We start from the raw sequence: 17,425 nt of genomic DNA, 5'->3' as shown, positions 1-17,425 counted from the left end.
AAAATCAAAATAGCATTTCAAAATAATTCTCATTACGGCTGAAGTTGCTGAAACAGACGCAGCGGCGGCGTCAGCAGCATCAGCAAAAAAACCAGCGCCGCAGCAAAAATGTGCTGTACATCTAAATTTTTTAAGCGGAAAGACGAGATTTCTTGCGTGCTGACGGATAAAGAGCAAGACTTCTTGAAACGTTTCAGCGCTATCCTTTAACTTCCCCGTTACCGGTTGGCGCGTTAATTCACCAGAAGGCTGAAACGATTCAACTTCAGCAGGAGTGGAAATCTATGTTCCAGTTATCCGTTCAGGATATTCATCCCGGCCAGCAGGCCACCAATAAAGAAGACGCTATCCGTCAGATCGCCGCCGCCCTGGTGCAGGCTGGCAACGTGGCCGACGGCTATGTTAACGGCATGCTCGCCCGCGAGCAGCAAACCTCCACCTTCCTCGGCAATGGCATCGCCATCCCGCACGGCACGACAGATACCCGCGATCAGGTGCTGAAAACCGGCGTTCAGGTTTATCAGTTCCCGCAGGGCGTACTGTGGGGCGAAGGGCAGGTGGCTTACGTCGCTATTGGCATCGCCGCCAGTTCTGACGAACATCTCGGCCTGCTGCGTCAGCTGACGCACGTGTTAAGCGACGATGCGGTGGCGGCGCAGTTGCAGTCTGCCACCACGACTGAAGAGCTTCGCGCCCTGCTGATGGGTGAAAAACAGAGTGAAGCGCTGAAGCTGGATAACGATTTGCTGACGCTCGACATCACTGCCAGCGATATTGTAACTCTCCAGGCCGTAAACGCCGGACGTCTGAAAGAGGCCGGTGCCGTTGACACCGCTTTTGTGACCCGCGCCATTAATGAAAAACCGCTGAACCTCGGCCAGGGTGTATGGCTGAACGACAGCGCCGAAGGCAACCTCGGCAGCGCCATTGCAGTAAGCCGCGCCGCCAGCGCCTTTACCGTTGACGGTGAAAACGCCCAGCTGTTGATCAGCGTGGCGATGGCCGACGACCAGCCGGTCGCCGTGCTCAACCGTCTGACGGATCTGCTGCTGAACAATAAAGCTGACCGTCTGCTGACGGCGGATGCCGCCACGCTGCTGGCACTGCTGACCAGCGACGACGCGCTGGCGGAAGACGTGCTGAGCGCGGAGTTCGTGGTGCGTAACGAACACGGTCTGCATGCCCGTCCGGGCACCATGCTGGTCAACACCATCAAGCAGTTTAACTGCGACGTGACCGTCACCAACCTCGACGGCAGCGGCAAACCGGCCAATGGCCGCAGCCTGATGAAAGTGGTGGCGCTGGGCGTGAAAAAAGGCCATCGCCTGCGCTTTACCGCACAGGGCGAAGATGCTGAACAGGCGCTGAAAGCGATTGGCGACGCCATCGCGGCTGGTCTTGGGGAGGGCGCATAATGAGCAGACGTGTTGCGACTATCACTCTTAACCCGGCTTACGATCTGGTGGGTTACACCCCGGAAGTGGAGCGCGGCGAAGTCAACCTGGTGCGGACTACCGGTCTGCATGCGGCAGGTAAAGGCATTAACGTGGCTAAGGTGCTGAAAGACCTTGGCATCGATGTCACCGTTGGCGGCTTCCTCGGTAAAGATAACCAGGACGGCTTTCAGCAGTTGTTCAGCGAATTAGGTATCGCCAACCGTTTTCAGGTGGTGCAGGGCCGTACGCGTATCAACGTCAAGCTGACCGAAAAAGACGGCGAAGTGACCGACTTTAACTTCTCCGGCTTTGATGTCACCCCGGCGGACTGGGAGCGTTTCGTTGCGGATTCCCTGAGCTGGCTGGGCCAGTTCGACATGGTTTGCGTGAGCGGCAGCCTGCCGGCTGGCGTCAGCCCGGAAGCCTTCACCGACTGGATGACGCGCCTGCGCAGCCAGTGTCCGTGCATCATTTTTGACAGCAGCCGCGAAGCGCTGGTGGCCGGTCTGAAAGCCGCGCCCTGGCTGGTTAAACCAAACCGCCGCGAGCTGGAAATCTGGGCCGGTCGTAAATTACCGGAACTGAAAGATGTTATCGAAGCGGCGCATGCACTTCGTGAGCAGGGCATCGCCCATGTGGTGATTTCTCTGGGCGCTGAAGGGGCGTTGTGGGTTAACGCCTCTGGCGAATGGATCGCCAAACCGCCGTCAATGGAAGTGGTCAGCACCGTTGGCGCAGGGGATTCAATGGTTGGCGGCCTGATTTATGGCCTGCTGATGCGTGAATCCAGTGAGCATACATTACGTCTTGCTACCGCCGTCGCAGCCCTGGCTGTCAGCCAGAGCAACGTCGGCATTACCGACCGTACCCAGTTGGCCGCGATGATGGCGCGCGTTGACTTAAAACCCTTTAACTAACAGCAGGAGAGCATAATGAAAACGCTGCTGATAATTGACTCCAGTCTCGGCCAGGCCCGCGCTTACATGGCGAAAACCTTGTTGGGAGTGGCGGCGCAAAAAGCCAATGTCGAAATCATCGACAATCCGCATGATGCAGAACTGGCTATTGTATTAGGAACCCGCGTGCCGGACGACAGCGCGCTGAACGGCAAAAAAGTGTGGCTGGGCGATATCAATCGCGCCGTGGCCCACCCGGAGCTGTTTTTAAGTGAAGCCAAAAACCACGCCGCGCCGTACAGCGCGCCAGTGGCCGAGGCTGCACCCGCTGCAACCGGCGGCGTGAAGCGCGTAGTGGCGGTTACCGCCTGTCCGACGGGCGTGGCGCACACCTTTATGGCGGCGGAAGCCATAGAAACCGAAGCCAAAAAACGCGGCTGGTGGGTGAAAGTGGAAACCCGCGGCTCTGTGGGCGCGGGCAATGCCATCACCCCGGAAGAAGTGGCGGAAGCGGATCTGGTGATCGTGGCGGCCGACATCGAAGTGGATCTGGCGAAATTCGCTGGTAAGCCGATGTACCGCACCTCGACCGGTCTGGCGCTGAAGAAAACCGCGCAGGAACTGGATAAAGCCCAGGCGGAAGCGAAGCCGTATCAACCGTCGGGTAAACCGCAGGCGGCAAGCGAAGGCAAGAAAGAGGGCGGCGGTGCTTATCGTCACCTGCTGACCGGCGTGTCCTACATGCTGCCGATGGTAGTGGCGGGCGGTCTGTGTATCGCGCTCTCCTTTGCGTTTGGTATAGAAGCCTTCAAAACGCCGGATACCCTTGCCGCCGCGCTGATGCAAATCGGTGGTGGTTCAGCCTTCGCGCTGATGGTGCCGGTACTGGCAGGTTACATTGCGTTCTCCATCGCTGACCGTCCGGGCCTGACGCCGGGTCTGATCGGCGGTATGCTGGCGGTAAGCACCGGCTCCGGCTTTATTGGCGGTATCATCGCAGGCTTTATTGCCGGTTATGTGGCGAAAGCCATCAGCCAGAAACTGAAGCTGCCGCCGAGCATGGAAGCGCTGAAACCGATCCTGATCATTCCGCTGTTCTCCAGCCTGGTGGTTGGCCTGGCGATGATCTACCTGATCGGCAAACCGGTCGCGGGCATCCTGACGGGTCTGACCCACTGGCTGCAAACCATGGGCACCGCTAACGCGGTTCTGCTGGGCGCGATCCTCGGCGGTATGATGTGTACCGATATGGGCGGCCCGGTGAACAAAGCGGCATACGCCTTTGGTGTGGGCCTGCTGAGTACCCAGACTTACGCGCCTATGGCTGCCATTATGGCCGCCGGTATGGTGCCGCCGCTGGCGATGGGTGTGGCCACCCTGATTGCCCGTAAAAAGTTCGACAAAGGTCAGCAGGAAGGGGGCAAAGCCGCGCTGGTGCTCGGTCTGTGCTTTATCTCTGAAGGCGCGATCCCGTTCGCGGCCCGTGATCCGATGCGCGTGATCCCATGCTGTATCGTGGGCGGCGCGGTGACCGGCGCTATCTCGATGGCGGTTGGCGCGAAGCTGATGGCGCCGCACGGCGGTCTGTTCGTACTGCTGATCCCGGGCGCAATCACACCGGTAGTGGGTTATCTGCTGGCGATTATTGCCGGTACCCTGCTGGCTGGTCTGGCTTACGCCTTCCTGAAACGTCCGGAAACGGTGGTGGCTGAGAAAGTCGCCTGAGGACGAGTTGCCGGGTGGCGCAAAGCTTACCCGGCCTGCATCGCCCTGATGAGGTATGCAAAAAGGACAGCCCAGGCTGTCCTTTTTTTATGCGGTCACTTCGCTATACTGCTGCGCTTTCAGCCAGGCGATCTCTTCTGCCCAGATATCAGGGTTGACGGTTTCCAGCACCATCGGGATGCCGTCGAAGCGCGCATCCTGCATGATCCAGCGAAACGCCTCATGACCGATATTGCCTTCGCCCAGGCTATGGTGACGGTCAACGCGGCTGGCAAACGCGCTTTTCGCATCGTTCAGGTGCATACCGCGCAGATATTTAAAGCCGACAATGCGCTCAAATTCTGTGAAGGTTTTTTCACACTCTGCAAAGCTTCGCAGATCGTAACCGGCGGCAAAGGCATGGCAGGTATCAATACAGACGCCGACGCGGGATTTATCTTCCACGCCGTCGATGATCGCCGCCAGATGTTCAAACTTAAAGCCCAGATTACTGCCCTGACCGGCGGTGTTTTCGATCACCGCGGTGACGCCTTCCGTCTTATCCAGCACGATATTGATCGACTCGGCGATGCGCGCCAGGCATTCCTCTTCCGGGATCTGCATCAGATGACTGCCGGGGTGAAAGTTCAGCAGGCTCAGGCCGAGCTGCTGGCAGCGGGTCACTTCATCAAGAAACGCCTCGCGGGATTTTTCCAGCGCTTCACTCACCGGATGCCCCAGATTGATCAGGTAGCTGTCGTGCGGCAGGATCTGCGCTGAGGTGTAGCCGTATTTTTCGCAGGCGGCTTTAAAGTCATCAATAGTGTCGCTGGTCAGTGGTGCGGCGCGCCACTGACGCTGATTTTTGGTGAACAGCGCAAAGGCCGTGGCCCCGATTTCCGCCGCTCGCATTGCGGCATTGGCGACACCGCCCGCGGCGCTGACATGCGCTCCAATGTATTTCATAAAAACTCCTGGCAAACCCGGCCGGGCAAAAACGCTATGATAACGGGTTAACAGGAATTTTACATGGGGGGTTATGGTTGTGAGGGCCGCAGCCATTACAGGGGCGGGATAAGTCCCTGGATATAGGGTTCTCTTATAACGGTTTCACTGAGGGTTTCCATTAATTTTTTTTCGTCGCCATGAATAATGGTGTTAGATGCGTCCATTGGATTAAAGGGGAAATGAAAGGTGGGTGACTGACTAAGCCGCTGAAGCTGCTGCTCGTAAACATATTCCGGTATCGCGGTTTGCGTAAAATCATCACGATTATCTTCAGGATAGAGATCAAGCCACTCCTCCAGCTTACTTTTATCTTTGCTGATGGCCGCAAGGCGCACAACTATAAGGGTATAGGCATCGGACTGCGGTTTAATACAGTTATTGAAAGCAATTTCCGAAAGCTCCCTGAGCATTTTGACTTTAACGTCCCGGCGTTGCGCCTGAAGCCAGAAGTCAAAATAGTTCACTTCGCGATCGCGCAATGCTCTGCATAGTCCGTATTGGTGTTCAAGTACCTGCCGGGCAGTGGTTGTTTCCTGAGTGAGTTTTTCAATGTGAGACAAACCACCGAAGACCGGAGATATATAAAGGCAACAGGCTAACCAGAGCACGGTTCTGCTTTTAAAGCGCATTATAAACACACTCCCAAAACTTGCTTTCTTCCGAGGATGTCTGTTCCTTCATATTCCATGCGAGTATCTCAAGTTGCTCTCGCTTAACCTTATCCACGCTCGAAAGCGCATTGGCAAGTTTGCTCCAGTCATAAGTGCTGATGTTATAACTGCTACTAAAAACGCTGCTGCCGAGATAGCTACTGCGCCCCGCGAAAAACTGGAATAGCGGCACGGCGGAAAGTAAATAAGTGAGGATATTTGCCGAGCGTGTGATCCGATCCACTTCCGCCAGTGCATCCCGCGTTCTTTGGCCTGGCTTAAAGTTATTGATACCGCAAAAATTCCCTTTCATTTTTTTTACCCTGTAAGTGGAAGAGGGTGATGTTTTACCTCATCACCCGTCCCGGATCCGGAGATGCATCACCCTTTCGCCAAACCAGGAATTTATTTAGTCAGCGCCTCCACCGCCAGGTTAATCATCCCGCCGCCGACAATCAGCCAGACAAACAGCGCCAGCGCCATCAGCAGAGGTTTCACCCCGGCGCTTTTTAGGGCGCTGACGTGGGTGGTCAGGCCGAGCGCTGCCATCGCCATGGCCAGCAGTACGGTATCCAGCGTGACCAGCGCCTGCACCAGCGCAGCGGGCAACAGACTGAAGGAGTTAAAACCCGCCACCACGATAAACAGCACGGCGAACCACGGGATGGTGATCTTGCTGCGCTGGTTATCATCTGCCGGAGCGAGGCGTTTGACGCGCATTGCCAGCAGGATCAGGAAGGGGGCCAGCATCATCACGCGCAGCATTTTTGCGATCACCGCAGCGTTTTCGGCTTCCGGGCCAACCGCATGACCGGCAGCCACCACCTGCGCCACTTCATGTATGGTCGAGCCCATATAAACGCCGTAGGCTTCCGGGCTGAAAACCGTGTTCAGCAGCGGATAGACCGCCGGATAAAGGAAGATCGCCAGCGTCCCGAAAATGACCACCGTCGCCACGGCAACAGTAACTTTACTGGCCTGCGCTTTTACCACCGGTTCGGTTGCCAGCACTGCCGCCGCGCCGCAAATGCTGCTGCCCGCGCCTATCAGCCAGCTGGTCTGTTTATCCAGCCCGAAAACTTTTTGTCCCAGAAAACAGGCCAGCGCGAAGGTGCTGGAAAGGGTGAGGGCGTCAATGATGATCCCGCTGATGCCGACATCGGCGATCTGCGAGAAGGTCAGCCGGAAGCCGTACAAAATAATCCCCAGCCGTAATAAATGCTGTTTCGCGAACAGCACGCCGGTATCACAATGGTGCGCGGCCTGCGGGTAAAGCGTGTTGCCGAGAAGCATCCCGACGAGGATCGCCAGCGTCAGGGCGCTGAATCCGGCCCCCGCGATGGCCGGAATGCCGCCAACCCACAGGGCAAAGCCCGCCACCAGCGCGCTCAGCGCAAGGCCGGGCGCATAACGTTGAAATGAAGAATGCGTGTGTAAGGTAAGCTCAGTCATAACCTCTCTCCTTTGTGTGGACAAAGCGTAAGGGCTGCTGGCTTAAAAATAAAATTGATTATATATTTATAATTAATCTTTATAAGTGGTAAGCAATGCCTTACCGGATGCGGTGAACCATGCATATTACGTTGCGGCAACTGGCCGTATTTGTGGAAGTGCTGAAAAGTGGCTCGACAACCCAGGCCTCGCAAATGCTGGCCTTATCCCAGTCGGCGGTCAGCGCGGCGTTAAGCGATCTGGAAGGGCAGCTCGGCGTACAGCTGTTCGATCGCGTCGGCAAACGGCTGGTGGTCAATGAGCACGGACGGCTGCTGTATCCCCGTGCGCTGGCGCTGCTGGAGCAGGCCACAGAGATCGAGCAGCTGTTCCGCGAGGATAACGGCGCGATCCGCGTGTCTGCCAGCAGCACCATCGGCAACTATATTCTCCCGGAAGTGATCGCCCGCTATCGCCGTGATTTTCCCGATCTGCCGCTGGAGATGAGCGTCGGTAACAGCCAGGAGGTGATCAACGCCGTGGCGGATTTTCGCGTGGATATTGGGCTTATCGAAGGGCCATGCCACACGGCGGAAATCATCGCCGAACCCTGGCTTGAGGACGAGCTGGTGGTCTTTGCCGCGCCATCATCGCCATTGTTAAAGCATGACGTGACGCTGGAACAGCTGGCGGCCGCGCCCTGGATCCTGCGCGAACGCGGCTCCGGCACCCGCGAGCTGGTGGATTATCTGCTGCTGTCACATTTGCCGCAGTTTCAGCTGGCAATGGAGCTGGGCAATTCCGAAGCCATTAAACATGCGGTGCGCCACGGGCTGGGCATCAGCTGTTTATCCCGGCGGGTGATCGCCGAGCAGCTCGACTCCGGCTCGCTGGTTGAAGTGCCGATCCCGCTGCCGCGCCTGGTACGCACGCTGTGGCGTATTCATCACCGGCAAAAACATCTCTCCAGCGCCCTGAAGCGGTTTTTGCGTTATTGCGGTGAATAGCGTCATTGCATTTTATTATCGAAAAGCGGCCCATCCACTGCTTTACTTATAATCCAGGGCCGGTCATGAAGGTCTCTTATAACAGCGCATTTGTGCCGGAAGGATGCCGTCTGGTCTGCTACAATCCGGCCTCATTTTTTGGAAGGACAGCATTTTCCCATGGTTTCCGAATCTAAAACCACACAAGCGCCCACGCTCCGTCGTGAACTCAAGGCGCGTCACCTGACGATGATCGCCATTGGCGGTTCTATCGGCACAGGCTTGTTTGTTGCATCAGGCGCGACCATCTCCCAGGCAGGGCCGGGCGGCGCACTGTTCTCCTATATTTTGATCGGCCTGATGGTCTATTTCCTGATGACCAGTCTGGGCGAGCTGGCAGCCTATATGCCGGTTTCCGGCTCTTTTGCCACCTACGGCCAGAAATACGTCGAAGAAGGCTTCGGCTTCGCGCTGGGCTGGAACTACTGGTACAACTGGGCGGTGACCATCGCCGTTGACCTTGTGGCGGCGCAGCTGGTGATGAGCTGGTGGTTCCCGGATACGCCAGGCTGGATCTGGAGCGCGCTCTTCCTGTGCGTGATTTTCCTCCTCAACTGGATCTCGGTAAAAGGCTTCGGCGAAGCGGAATACTGGTTCTCCTTAATTAAAGTCGCCACCGTCATCATCTTTATTATTGTCGGCGTGATGATGATTTTCGGTATCTTCCAGGGCGCAGAGCCTGCGGGCTGGAGCAACTGGGGCATCGGCGAAGCGCCGTTCGCGGGCGGTTTCGCTGCCATGATTGGCGTGGCGATGATCGTCGGCTTCTCCTTCCAGGGCACCGAACTGATCGGCATTGCCGCCGGTGAATCCGAAGATCCTGAGAAGAACATCCCGCGCGCGGTGCGTCAGGTGTTCTGGCGTATCCTGCTGTTCTATGTGTTCGCCATTCTGGTGATCAGCCTGATTATTCCGTACACCGATCCGAGCCTGCTGCGTAACGATGTGAAAGACATCAGCGTCAGCCCGTTCACCCTGGTGTTCCAGCATGCGGGCCTGCTGTCGGCGGCGGCGATCATGAATGCGGTGATCCTGACGGCGGTGCTGTCGGCGGGTAACTCCGGCATGTACGCGTCAACCCGTATGCTCTATACCCTGGCCTGTGACGGCAAAGCGCCGCGCATTTTCAGCAAGCTGTCGAAGGGCGGGGTGCCGCGTAATGCGCTCTATGCCACTACGGTGATCGCCGGACTCTGTTTCCTGACCTCCATGTTTGGTAACCAGACCGTTTACCTGTGGCTGCTGAACACCTCTGGCATGACCGGCTTTATCGCATGGCTCGGCATTGCCATCAGCCATTACCGCTTCCGTCGTGGATATGAGGTGCAGGGGCGCGATCTGAGCGAACTGCCGTACCGTTCCGGTTTCTTCCCGTTGGGGCCAATCTTCGCCTTTGTGCTGTGCCTTATCATCACCCTCGGTCAGAATTACGAAGCCTTCCTGTCAGATACCATTGACTGGGGCGGCGTGGCGGCGACCTATATCGGTATTCCGCTGTTCCTGATCATCTGGTTTGGCTACAAACTGAGTCGCGGTACTAAGTTCGTCAGCTATCGCGAGATGGAATTCCCGGAACGCGTTAAGAAGTAATCGATGTTATCAGGCCGGGTGGGGCTTGCGCCACCCGGCCTTTTCTTTGCTATCCCTTCTCCTTAATCTCCCATATTGACATAACTTTTAACAATTCAATTGATAATTGTTATTGTTTGCATTATCGTTACGCTCGTTTTCAGAATGATAAAAACCCGGCGTAACGCGGCGGGTCACCTGCATTATTATCACCGCCTTCGCCACCGTAGCGGGCGGGAATCTGCGCATTGTGAGCAACTTCTTTTTTATTTGCTGTATTTAGTTCATGGAGAATTTGGAATGTTTACCCTGAATCCCGTCGTGCGGGGAGGACTCTGTGCGTCCGCAATTTCACTCGCGCTGCCAGCCTTTGCCAGTGAAACCATGGTGGTCACTGCCGCTGCCACCGAGCAGAATGTGAAAGACGCGCCGGCCAGCATCAGCGTGATCACGCAGCAGGATCTGCAACGCAGGCCGGTACAGAACCTCAAAGATGTACTGCAGGAAGTACCCGGCGTACAGCTCACCAACGAAGGCGATAACCGCAAAGGCGTCAGCATTCGCGGCCTCGACAGCAGCTACACGCTGATCCTGGTCGACGGTAAACGCGTGAATTCCCGCAACGCCGTATTCCGTCACAATGATTTCGACCTGAACTGGATCCCGGTGGATGCCATTGAGCGCATCGAAGTGGTACGCGGACCGATGTCGTCGCTGTATGGTTCAGATGCCCTCGGCGGGGTGGTCAACATCATCACCAAAAAAATTGGTCAACAGTGGACCGGTAGCCTCACCGCCGACACCACTATTCAGGAAAAACGCGATCGCGGCGATACCTGGAACGGTCAGTTCTTCACCAGCGGCCCGCTGATTGACGGCGTGCTCGGCATGAAAGCGTTCGGCAGCGTGGCGAAACGCGAAAAAGATAAAGCGGAACCCTCAGACACGGCTGCCACAGGCGAAACGCCGCGAATTGAAGGCTTTACCAGCCGCGATGCGAACGTGGAGTTCGCCTGGACGCCGAATGACAATCACGATTTCACTGCCGGTTATGGTTTTGACCGCCAGGATCGCAGCTCCGACTCCCTCGACCAGAACCGCCTGGAGCGGCAGAACTTCTCCCTGAGCCACAACGGACGCTGGGATCTGGGTAACAGCGAGCTGAAATATTACGGCGAGAAAGTCGATAACAAAAACCCCGGCAACAGCCACACCATCACCTCTGAAAGCAACACCATCGACGGCAAATACGTGCTGCCGGTGGAGGCGATTAATCAGTTCGTCACCTTTGGCGGTGAATGGCGGCACGATAAGCTGAAAGATCCCGTCAACATTACCGGCAGCAGTAGCAGCGAAACCTCCACCAGTCAGTACGCACTCTTTGTTGAAGATGAATGGCGTCTCCTTGAGCCGCTGGCGCTGACCACCGGCGTGCGTATGGACGATCACGAGACCTATGGCGATCACTGGAGCCCGCGTGCTTATCTGGTGTACAACGCTACCGACACGCTGACGGTGAAAGGCGGCTGGGCGAAAGCCTTCAAAGCGCCATCGCTGTTACAGCTCAGCCCGGACTGGGTCACCGGCTCCTGCCGCGGCGCGTGCGAAATCGTCGGCAGCCCGCATCTGAAGCCGGAAACCAGCGAAAGCTACGAATTCGGTCTGTATTACGCCGGGGAAGAGGGCTGGCTGGAAGGCGTGCAGGCGAGCATCACTACCTTCCAGAATGACGTGGAAGATCGTATCAGCATCAGCCGTACGGCCGACGTCAACGCGGCGCAGGGCTACCCGAACTACGTCGGTCTGAATGCCGATGGTGAACCGATTTTCCGCTATTACAACGTTAACAAGGCGCGTATCCGCGGGGTGGAAACCGAGCTGAAAGTGCCGTTTGACGATCAGTGGAAGCTGACGCTGAATTACACCTATAACGACGGGCGCGATCTGAGTAACGGCGGCAATACGCCGTTGCAGGAGCTGCCGTTCCATACGGCTAATGGTACCCTGGACTGGCAGCCGGTGCAGGACTGGTCATTCTATGTGTCCGGGAATTACAGTGGCGAAAAACGCAATATCAGCGCCACCGGCACCACGCCGGGCGGCTATGTGATCTGGAATACCGGCGGTGCGTGGCAGGCGACGAAAAACGTCAAGCTGCGTGCGGGTGTGCTGAACCTGATGGATAAAGATCTCAGCCGCGACGACTACAGCTATAACGAAGACGGACGTCGTTACTTTATGGCGGTGGATTACCGGTTCTGATGGGGGTGCCGGGTGCCGGGTGCCGGGTGGCGGCTGCGCCTTACCCGGCCTACGGACAGATTTGTAGGCCCGGCAAGCTTGCGCCGCCGGGCAAAACGTCACTTCAATAAATGCTGCGCATGGAAGCGCAGATGATCCTCAATAAAGGACGCAATAAAGTAATAGCTATGATCGTGGCCTGGCTGCACGCGCAGGGTCAGCGGCCAGCCGGTCTGACGGGCGGCTTCCGCAAGGCGGGCAGGCTGTAGCTGATCGGCCAGAAACTGATCGCTGTCGCCCTGATCGATAAGCGTCGGGATCGCATCATCCGGCTTGCTGTTCAGCATCAGCGCACAGCTGTCCCACGCCTGCCAGTCGGCAGGATTATCCCCAAGATAGGCGCTGAAGGCTTTCTGCCCCCAGGGCACCTGGCAGGGATTCACAATAGGCGCAAAGGCCGACACGCTGGTATAACGGCCCGGATTTTTCAGCGCCATGATCAGCGCCCCGTGACCGCCCATCGAATGTCCGCTGATGGCGCAGCGATCGCTGACGTTGAACTGCTCACGGATAAGATCCGGCAGCTCATCACGCAGATAATCATACATCCGGTAATGCGCCGCCCACGGCTGCTGCGTGGCGTTCAGATAAAAACCTGCGCCTTTGCCCAGATCATAGCTCTCGCTGTCGGCAACATCCTCGCCGCGCGGACTGGTATCCGGCATCACCAGCACAATCCCCAGCTCTGCCGCCACGCGCTGCGCCCCGGCTTTGGTGGTGAAATTCTCGTCATTACAGGTCAGGCCGGAGAGCCAGTAGAGCACCGGCGGCGGCGTTTCCCGGCGTTCAGGCGGTAAAAACACGCTGAACGTCATCGTACAGTTCAGTACGGCGGAGTGATGACGCCAGCGCTGCTGCCAGCCGTCAAAACAACGATGTTCTTCAAGCATTTCCATGCGAAGTTCCTCTACTCGTCATACTCAGAATGAAGGCATCATCATACAGGCATTCACTTTGCTGTGAGTAACTTTCACTTCCGCATCCCTGCAACATATTGCATCATAAACACAACTTTACATTAACTTACGGGATAACCATGGCGCTCAGAATTGCGCTCAGTGGATTTGTGGTGCTGATTGTGGCGATGGGAATTGGCCGCTTCGCCTTTACGCCGCAGGTACCGCTAATGATCCGCGACGGTCAGCTCAGTCTGACCAGCGCCGGGCTGGTGGCCGCCATGAACTATCTCGGTTATCTGCTTGGCGCATGGGATGCCATGCGCGCGCACCGGCACGTGGAAAGCCGTCTGTATGCCGGTGTGTTCGGGGCGGTGGCGCTGACTTTTCTTTCCGCGCTGGCGGATACCGCCATTGCACACGGTCTGCTGCGGCTGGTGATCGGCATGATGAGCGGCTGGGCGATGGTGCTGACCGCAGCCTGGATCACCGACCAGCTGGCCCATGCGGGCAAACCGGGCCTGAACGCGGCGGTGTTTGCCGGGCCGGGGGCAGGTATCGCCCTGAGCGGTCTGCTGGCCATCGGCATCCAGTCAAAGGCGCTGTCCGCCTCAGCGGGCTGGCAGGTGTACGGCGTGCTGGCGCTGGTATTGATCGCGTTCATCGCCCGCTGGCTGCCGCGACCGGGACAGTTACACCGCAGCGGCGACAAACCGCAGCCGTTACAGCTCACCGCCGATATTAAACGGCTGGTCTGGAGCTACAGTCTCGCGGGCTTTGGCTACATCCTTCCGGCTACCTTTTTATCGCAGATGGCGGCGCAGCGCTTCCCCGGCAGCGTCTTCGCCCAGTTTGTCTGGCCGGTGTTCGGCGCGGCGGCGGTGATCGGCATTGCGCTCAGCATCGCCTTACGTCATGTCGGACACAGCCATCAGCGTCTGGCGGTGGTGCTGTGGTTACAGGGCGCGGGCGTGATTGCCGCCTGGCTGCTGCCGGGTATGGCGGGGCTGGTGAGCGGGGCGCTGCTGGTGGGCGGCGGTTTTCTCTGCGCGGTGCAGCTGTCGCTGGTCTGTGGTCGTGAACTGGCTCCGGCCCATGCGCGCTATATGGCCGGGCTGCTGACCACCGGTTACGCCATCGGACAACTGGTCGGCCCGATGACCTCTGCGCTCTCCACCTGGCTGACGCATCAGCTGGAGCCTGCCCTTGGCCTGGCGGGGGCGGCGCTGTTTATCGGCGGCGGGCTGGTGTGGAAACGTCAGCATGAAAGGCCGTAACGATTTCACTAATTATCGCGGTGAATACACTGGATTATGTGCGTGACCTCACGCACAATGACTGCGCACTTTGCCTGCTGAGCGGCAAAGGTAGCGACACCTGCAGGAGAATAAAGAGATGCCATCACTGAGTAAAGAAGCCGCGCTGGTTCATGAAGCCCTTGTCGCCCGCGGCCTGGAAACCCCGCTGCGCGCACCGGCCGACCTGGACAACGAAACCCGTAAACGCCTGATTGCCGGGCATATGACCGAGATCATGCAACTGTTAAATCTCGATCTGAGCGACGACAGCCTGATGGAAACCCCGCAGCGTATCGCCAAAATGTACGTCGATGAGATCTTCTCCGGCCTCGATTACGCCAATTTCCCGAAGATCACCGTTATTGAAAACAAAATGAAAGTCGACGAGATGGTGACGGTGCGTGACATCACGCTGACCAGCACCTGCGAGCACCATTTTGTGATCATCGACGGCAAAGCGACCGTGGCCTATATCCCGAAAGATGCGGTGATCGGCCTGTCCAAAATTAACCGCATTGTGCAGTTTTTTGCCCAACGTCCGCAGGTGCAGGAGCGCTTAACCCAGCAGATCCTCATCGCCCTGCAAACGCTGCTTGGCACCAACAATGTGGCTGTGTCTATTGATGCGGTGCATTACTGCGTTAAAGCGCGCGGCATTCGCGATGCCACCAGCGCCACTACCACCACCTCGCTGGGCGGGTTATTCAAATCCAGCCAGAACACCCGCCAGGAGTTCCTGCGCGCTGTGCGTCATCACAATAATTGAGGCAGGCAAACCCCATGGAACGTCATGTCACGCTGGATTTCATTCGTGGCGTTGCCATTCTGGGTATTTTACTGCTGAATATTAACGCCTTTGGTTTACCAAAGGCGGCTTATCTGAATGCGGCCTGGTATGGCGAGATCACCTCGCGGGACGCCTGGACCTGGGCACTGCTGGACATCTTCGCGCAGGCGAAATTCCTCTCTTTATTTGCCATTCTGTTCGGCGCCGGGCTGCAACTGTTGCAGGGGCGGGGCAAGCGCTGGATCCAGTGTCGCTTAACGCTGCTGGTGCTGCTGGGATTTATCCACGGGCTGCTGTTCTGGGACGGGGATATTTTGCTCGCCTATGGCCTGGTCGGGCTGGTGTGCTGGCGCATGATACGCGATGCGGCATCCCTGAAAACGCTGTTTAACACCGGCGTGGCGCTCTATCTCATCGGTATTGCGGTGCTGTTGCTGCTGGGATTTATCGCCGGCAATGAGCCGAACCGCGCCTGGATCCCCGATGCGGCTAACCTGCAATATGAAGCCTGGTGGAAAACCACCGGCGGTCTGGAAGCTATCGGCAACCGGGCGGATATGCTGTCCGACACGCTGCTCGCCATCGGCGCGCAGTATGGCTGGCAGCTGGCGGGGCTGATGCTGGTGGGCGCGGCGCTGATGCGCAGCGGCTGGTTAAAAGGGCAGTTCAGCCTGCGTCATTATCGCCGCACCGCCCTGGTATTGATTGCGGTCGGCCTGTTGATCAACCTTCCGTCAACCCTCGTCCAGTGGCAGCTCGGCTGGGATTATCGCTGGTGCGCCTTCTTTCTGCAGGTACCACGCGAACTGAGCGCGCCGCTGCAAACCCTGGGGTATGCTGCGCTGGCCTATGGCTACTGGCCGCAGTTAAGCCGCCTGAAGCTGGTGCATGCGGTGGCCTGCGTCGGCCGCATGGCGCTCACTAACTATCTGCTGCAAACTTTGATATGCACCACGCTGTTTTATCAGCTGGGGCTGTTTATGAAATTTGACCGTCTGCAACTGCTGGCCTTTGTGCCATTCATCTGGGCCGTTAATCTGTTGCTCTCGGTCTGCTGGTTGCGCCGCTTCCGTCAGGGACCGGTGGAATGGCTGTGGCGTCAGCTTACCGCGCGGGCGTCAGGCGTTTCATTGTCCCATACATCCAGATAACGATCTGGATCACAATCATTAACAAAACGGATGTAACCGTTTCCATCTGTGTGATGTCCTTCACGCTGGTTGTCCGCTCTGCCTGACAGAATACCCCCTTGCTTAACACAGGGGGTGTCTGTGAGCTGTTGCAACCTGAGAAAGGAAAATATCTATGATCACCATTCGTGACGTGGCCCGCCTTGCGGCCGTTTCCGTCGCGACGGTTTCCCGTGTGCTGAATAACAGCGCGCTGGTCAGCCCTGATACGCGTGAAACCGTCATGAAAGCCGTGGCGCAGCTGGGCTATCGCCCGAATGCCAACGCCCAGGCGCTGGCGACGCAGGTCAGCGATACCATTGGCGTGGTGGTGATGGATGTCTCCGATGCCTTCTTCGGCGCGCTGGTCAAAGCGGTGGATATGGTCGCCCAACAGCATCAAAAATATGTGCTGATCGGCAACAGTTATCATGAAGCTGAAAAAGAGCGTCATGCCATTGAGGTGCTGATACGTCAGCGCTGTAACGCCCTGATTGTGCACTCAAAAGCCTTAAGTGATGAAGAGCTGGCCGGTTTTATGGAGCAGATCCCCGGTATGGTATTAATCAACCGCGTGGTGCCGGGCTATGCCCATCGCTGCGTGGCGCTGGATAACGTCAGCGGGGCGATGATGGCCACGCGCATGATGCTGAGCCAGGGTCATCAGCGCATCGGCTATCTGGCGTCCAGACATCAGATTGAAGACAACGACTTACGTCGTGAAGGCTGGCAGCGGGCGCTGGCAGAGCAGGGGATTGTGGCCCCGGAGAACTGGATCGGCACCGGCGAGCCGGACATGCAGGGCGGGGAGGCGGCGATGGTGGAACTGCTGGGCCGCAACCTGCAACTCACCGCCGTTTTTGCCTATAACGACAGCATGGCCGCCGGGGCGCTGACGGCGCTGAAAGATAATGGCATTGCGGTGCCGCAGCATTTATCACTCATTGGCTTCGATGATATTCCCATTGCCCGCTACACCGATCCGCAGCTCACCACGGTGCGTTATCCGATAGCCTCTATGGCGAAACTGGCGACGGAGCTGGCCCTGCAGGGCGCGGCGGGAATGCTGGATCCTGCTGATTCTCATTGCTTTATGCCCACGCTGGTACGCCGTCATTCCGTGGCGGTGCGGCAAACTGTGTCGCCGATCACTAACTTATAACGATGTTGTATGTAACCGTTTTCAATCTGTGAGTAAATTCACAGTATCTTAACATCGCCATGTCTATGATGT

Annotated in this window: 15 protein-coding genes; 10 read left to right on the top strand and 5 right to left on the bottom strand. The window is 57.4% G+C overall.

The annotated features are described in order from the left end of the window. The first annotated feature begins 284 nt into the window (after positions 1-284). The 3 genes from fruB to fruA are packed head-to-tail and all read left to right on the top strand — an operon-like array spanning position 285 to position 4,057. Positions 285-1,415 carry a fused PTS fructose transporter subunit IIA/HPr protein gene (gene fruB, locus BMF08_RS19365; RefSeq protein ID WP_072569144.1) on the top strand — a complete coding sequence of 377 codons (1,131 nt, stop codon included), beginning with the start codon at positions 285-287 and terminating at the stop codon, positions 1,413-1,415. Further along, entirely contained in the window at positions 1,415-2,353 is a 939-nt protein-coding gene (gene fruK / locus BMF08_RS19360; RefSeq protein ID WP_072569143.1) for a 1-phosphofructokinase, read from the top strand. The genes fruB and fruK overlap by 1 nt, the downstream gene beginning before the upstream one ends. 15 nt (positions 2,354-2,368) lie before the next feature. Then, entirely contained in the window at positions 2,369-4,057 is a 1,689-nt protein-coding gene (fruA, locus tag BMF08_RS19355; protein ID WP_072569142.1) for a PTS fructose transporter subunit IIBC, read from the top strand. Between the two features lie 87 nt (positions 4,058-4,144). On the opposite strand, the gene nfo is transcribed toward fruA, so the two are convergent. The 4 genes from nfo to BMF08_RS19335 form a co-directional block, all read right to left on the bottom strand. Then, a complete protein-coding gene (gene nfo, locus BMF08_RS19350; protein ID WP_072569141.1) occupies positions 4,145-5,002 on the bottom strand; it encodes a deoxyribonuclease IV in 858 nt (285 codons plus the stop codon). Between the two features lie 95 nt (positions 5,003-5,097). Then, entirely contained in the window at positions 5,098-5,652 is a 555-nt protein-coding gene (locus tag BMF08_RS19345) for a hypothetical protein (protein ID WP_158684903.1), read from the bottom strand. Between the two features lie 10 nt (positions 5,653-5,662). Further along, positions 5,663-6,007: a hypothetical protein gene (locus tag BMF08_RS19340; protein WP_072569139.1), complete on the bottom strand. Its 345-nt coding sequence runs from the start codon at positions 6,005-6,007 to the stop codon at positions 5,663-5,665. 92 nt (positions 6,008-6,099) lie between these two features. Next, positions 6,100-7,146 carry a YeiH family putative sulfate export transporter gene (locus BMF08_RS19335; protein ID WP_072569138.1) on the bottom strand — a complete coding sequence of 349 codons (1,047 nt, stop codon included), beginning with the start codon at positions 7,144-7,146 and terminating at the stop codon, positions 6,100-6,102. 119 nt (positions 7,147-7,265) lie between these two features. Between BMF08_RS19335 and yieE the strand changes: the two genes are divergently transcribed. The 3 genes from yieE to cirA all read left to right on the top strand — a co-directional run bounded on the left by yieE (position 7,266) and on the right by cirA (position 12,002). Next, positions 7,266-8,132 carry a DNA-binding transcriptional regulator YeiE gene (gene yieE / locus BMF08_RS19330; protein WP_072569137.1) on the top strand — a complete coding sequence of 289 codons (867 nt, stop codon included), beginning with the start codon at positions 7,266-7,268 and terminating at the stop codon, positions 8,130-8,132. Between the two features lie 159 nt (positions 8,133-8,291). Next, positions 8,292-9,761 carry an amino acid permease gene (locus tag BMF08_RS19320; RefSeq protein ID WP_072569135.1) on the top strand — a complete coding sequence of 490 codons (1,470 nt, stop codon included), beginning with the start codon at positions 8,292-8,294 and terminating at the stop codon, positions 9,759-9,761. 279 nt (positions 9,762-10,040) lie between these two features. Further along, positions 10,041-12,002, top strand: coding sequence for a catecholate siderophore receptor CirA (cirA, locus tag BMF08_RS19315; RefSeq protein WP_072569134.1), 1,962 nt, complete (start codon positions 10,041-10,043; stop codon positions 12,000-12,002). Between the two features lie 98 nt (positions 12,003-12,100). Here the strand turns inward: cirA and fghA are convergent, their stop codons facing one another. Then, positions 12,101-12,937 (bottom strand): S-formylglutathione hydrolase, encoded by an 837-nt coding sequence (fghA, locus tag BMF08_RS19310; RefSeq protein ID WP_072569133.1) that lies wholly within the window; start codon positions 12,935-12,937, stop codon positions 12,101-12,103. 140 nt (positions 12,938-13,077) lie between these two features. On the opposite strand from fghA, the gene BMF08_RS19305 reads away from it, so the two are divergent. From BMF08_RS19305 to galS, 4 genes are all read left to right on the top strand, one after another. Then, positions 13,078-14,214 (top strand): YbfB/YjiJ family MFS transporter, encoded by a 1,137-nt coding sequence (locus tag BMF08_RS19305; protein ID WP_072569132.1) that lies wholly within the window; start codon positions 13,078-13,080, stop codon positions 14,212-14,214. Positions 14,215-14,332: 118 nt separating this feature from the next. Then, positions 14,333-15,001, top strand: coding sequence for a GTP cyclohydrolase I FolE (gene folE, locus BMF08_RS19300; protein ID WP_072569131.1), 669 nt, complete (start codon positions 14,333-14,335; stop codon positions 14,999-15,001). 14 nt (positions 15,002-15,015) lie between these two features. Beyond that, positions 15,016-16,173: a DUF418 domain-containing protein YeiB gene (gene yeiB, locus BMF08_RS19295; protein ID WP_072569130.1), complete on the top strand. Its 1,158-nt coding sequence runs from the start codon at positions 15,016-15,018 to the stop codon at positions 16,171-16,173. A 154-nt stretch (positions 16,174-16,327) separates the two neighbouring features. Continuing rightward, on the top strand, positions 16,328-17,353 hold the full coding sequence (gene galS, locus BMF08_RS19285) for an HTH-type transcriptional regulator GalS (RefSeq protein ID WP_072569128.1): 1,026 nt from the start codon (positions 16,328-16,330) through the stop codon (positions 17,351-17,353). Positions 17,354-17,425 lie beyond the last annotated feature (72 nt).

It is taken from the genome of Enterobacter sp. SA187, assembly GCF_001888805.2.
Taxonomy (GTDB): domain Bacteria; phylum Pseudomonadota; class Gammaproteobacteria; order Enterobacterales; family Enterobacteriaceae; genus Enterobacter_D.
This window is presented reverse-complemented; position numbering and strand designations above follow the sequence as displayed.

Bases quoted from the DNA above. Each gene is read 5' to 3' on its own strand.
- fghA (WP_072569133.1), bottom strand. From the start codon at position 12,937: ATGGAAATGCTTGAAGAACATCGTTGTTTTGACGGCTGGCAGCAGCGC.
- yeiB (WP_072569130.1), top strand. From the start codon at position 15,016: ATGGAACGTCATGTCACGCTGGATTTCATTCGTGGCGTTGCCATTCTG.
- cirA (WP_072569134.1), top strand. From the start codon at position 10,041: ATGTTTACCCTGAATCCCGTCGTGCGGGGAGGACTCTGTGCGTCCGCA.
- fruB (WP_072569144.1), top strand. From the start codon at position 285: ATGTTCCAGTTATCCGTTCAGGATATTCATCCCGGCCAGCAGGCCACC.
- BMF08_RS19320 (WP_072569135.1), top strand. From the start codon at position 8,292: ATGGTTTCCGAATCTAAAACCACACAAGCGCCCACGCTCCGTCGTGAA.
- BMF08_RS19335 (WP_072569138.1), bottom strand. From the start codon at position 7,146: ATGACTGAGCTTACCTTACACACGCATTCTTCATTTCAACGTTATGCG.
- galS (WP_072569128.1), top strand. From the start codon at position 16,328: ATGATCACCATTCGTGACGTGGCCCGCCTTGCGGCCGTTTCCGTCGCG.
- BMF08_RS19340 (WP_072569139.1), bottom strand. From the start codon at position 6,007: ATGAAAGGGAATTTTTGCGGTATCAATAACTTTAAGCCAGGCCAAAGA.
- fruA (WP_072569142.1), top strand. From the start codon at position 2,369: ATGAAAACGCTGCTGATAATTGACTCCAGTCTCGGCCAGGCCCGCGCT.
- folE (WP_072569131.1), top strand. From the start codon at position 14,333: ATGCCATCACTGAGTAAAGAAGCCGCGCTGGTTCATGAAGCCCTTGTC.
- nfo (WP_072569141.1), bottom strand. From the start codon at position 5,002: ATGAAATACATTGGAGCGCATGTCAGCGCCGCGGGCGGTGTCGCCAAT.
- yieE (WP_072569137.1), top strand. From the start codon at position 7,266: ATGCATATTACGTTGCGGCAACTGGCCGTATTTGTGGAAGTGCTGAAA.
- fruK (WP_072569143.1), top strand. From the start codon at position 1,415: ATGAGCAGACGTGTTGCGACTATCACTCTTAACCCGGCTTACGATCTG.
- BMF08_RS19305 (WP_072569132.1), top strand. From the start codon at position 13,078: ATGGCGCTCAGAATTGCGCTCAGTGGATTTGTGGTGCTGATTGTGGCG.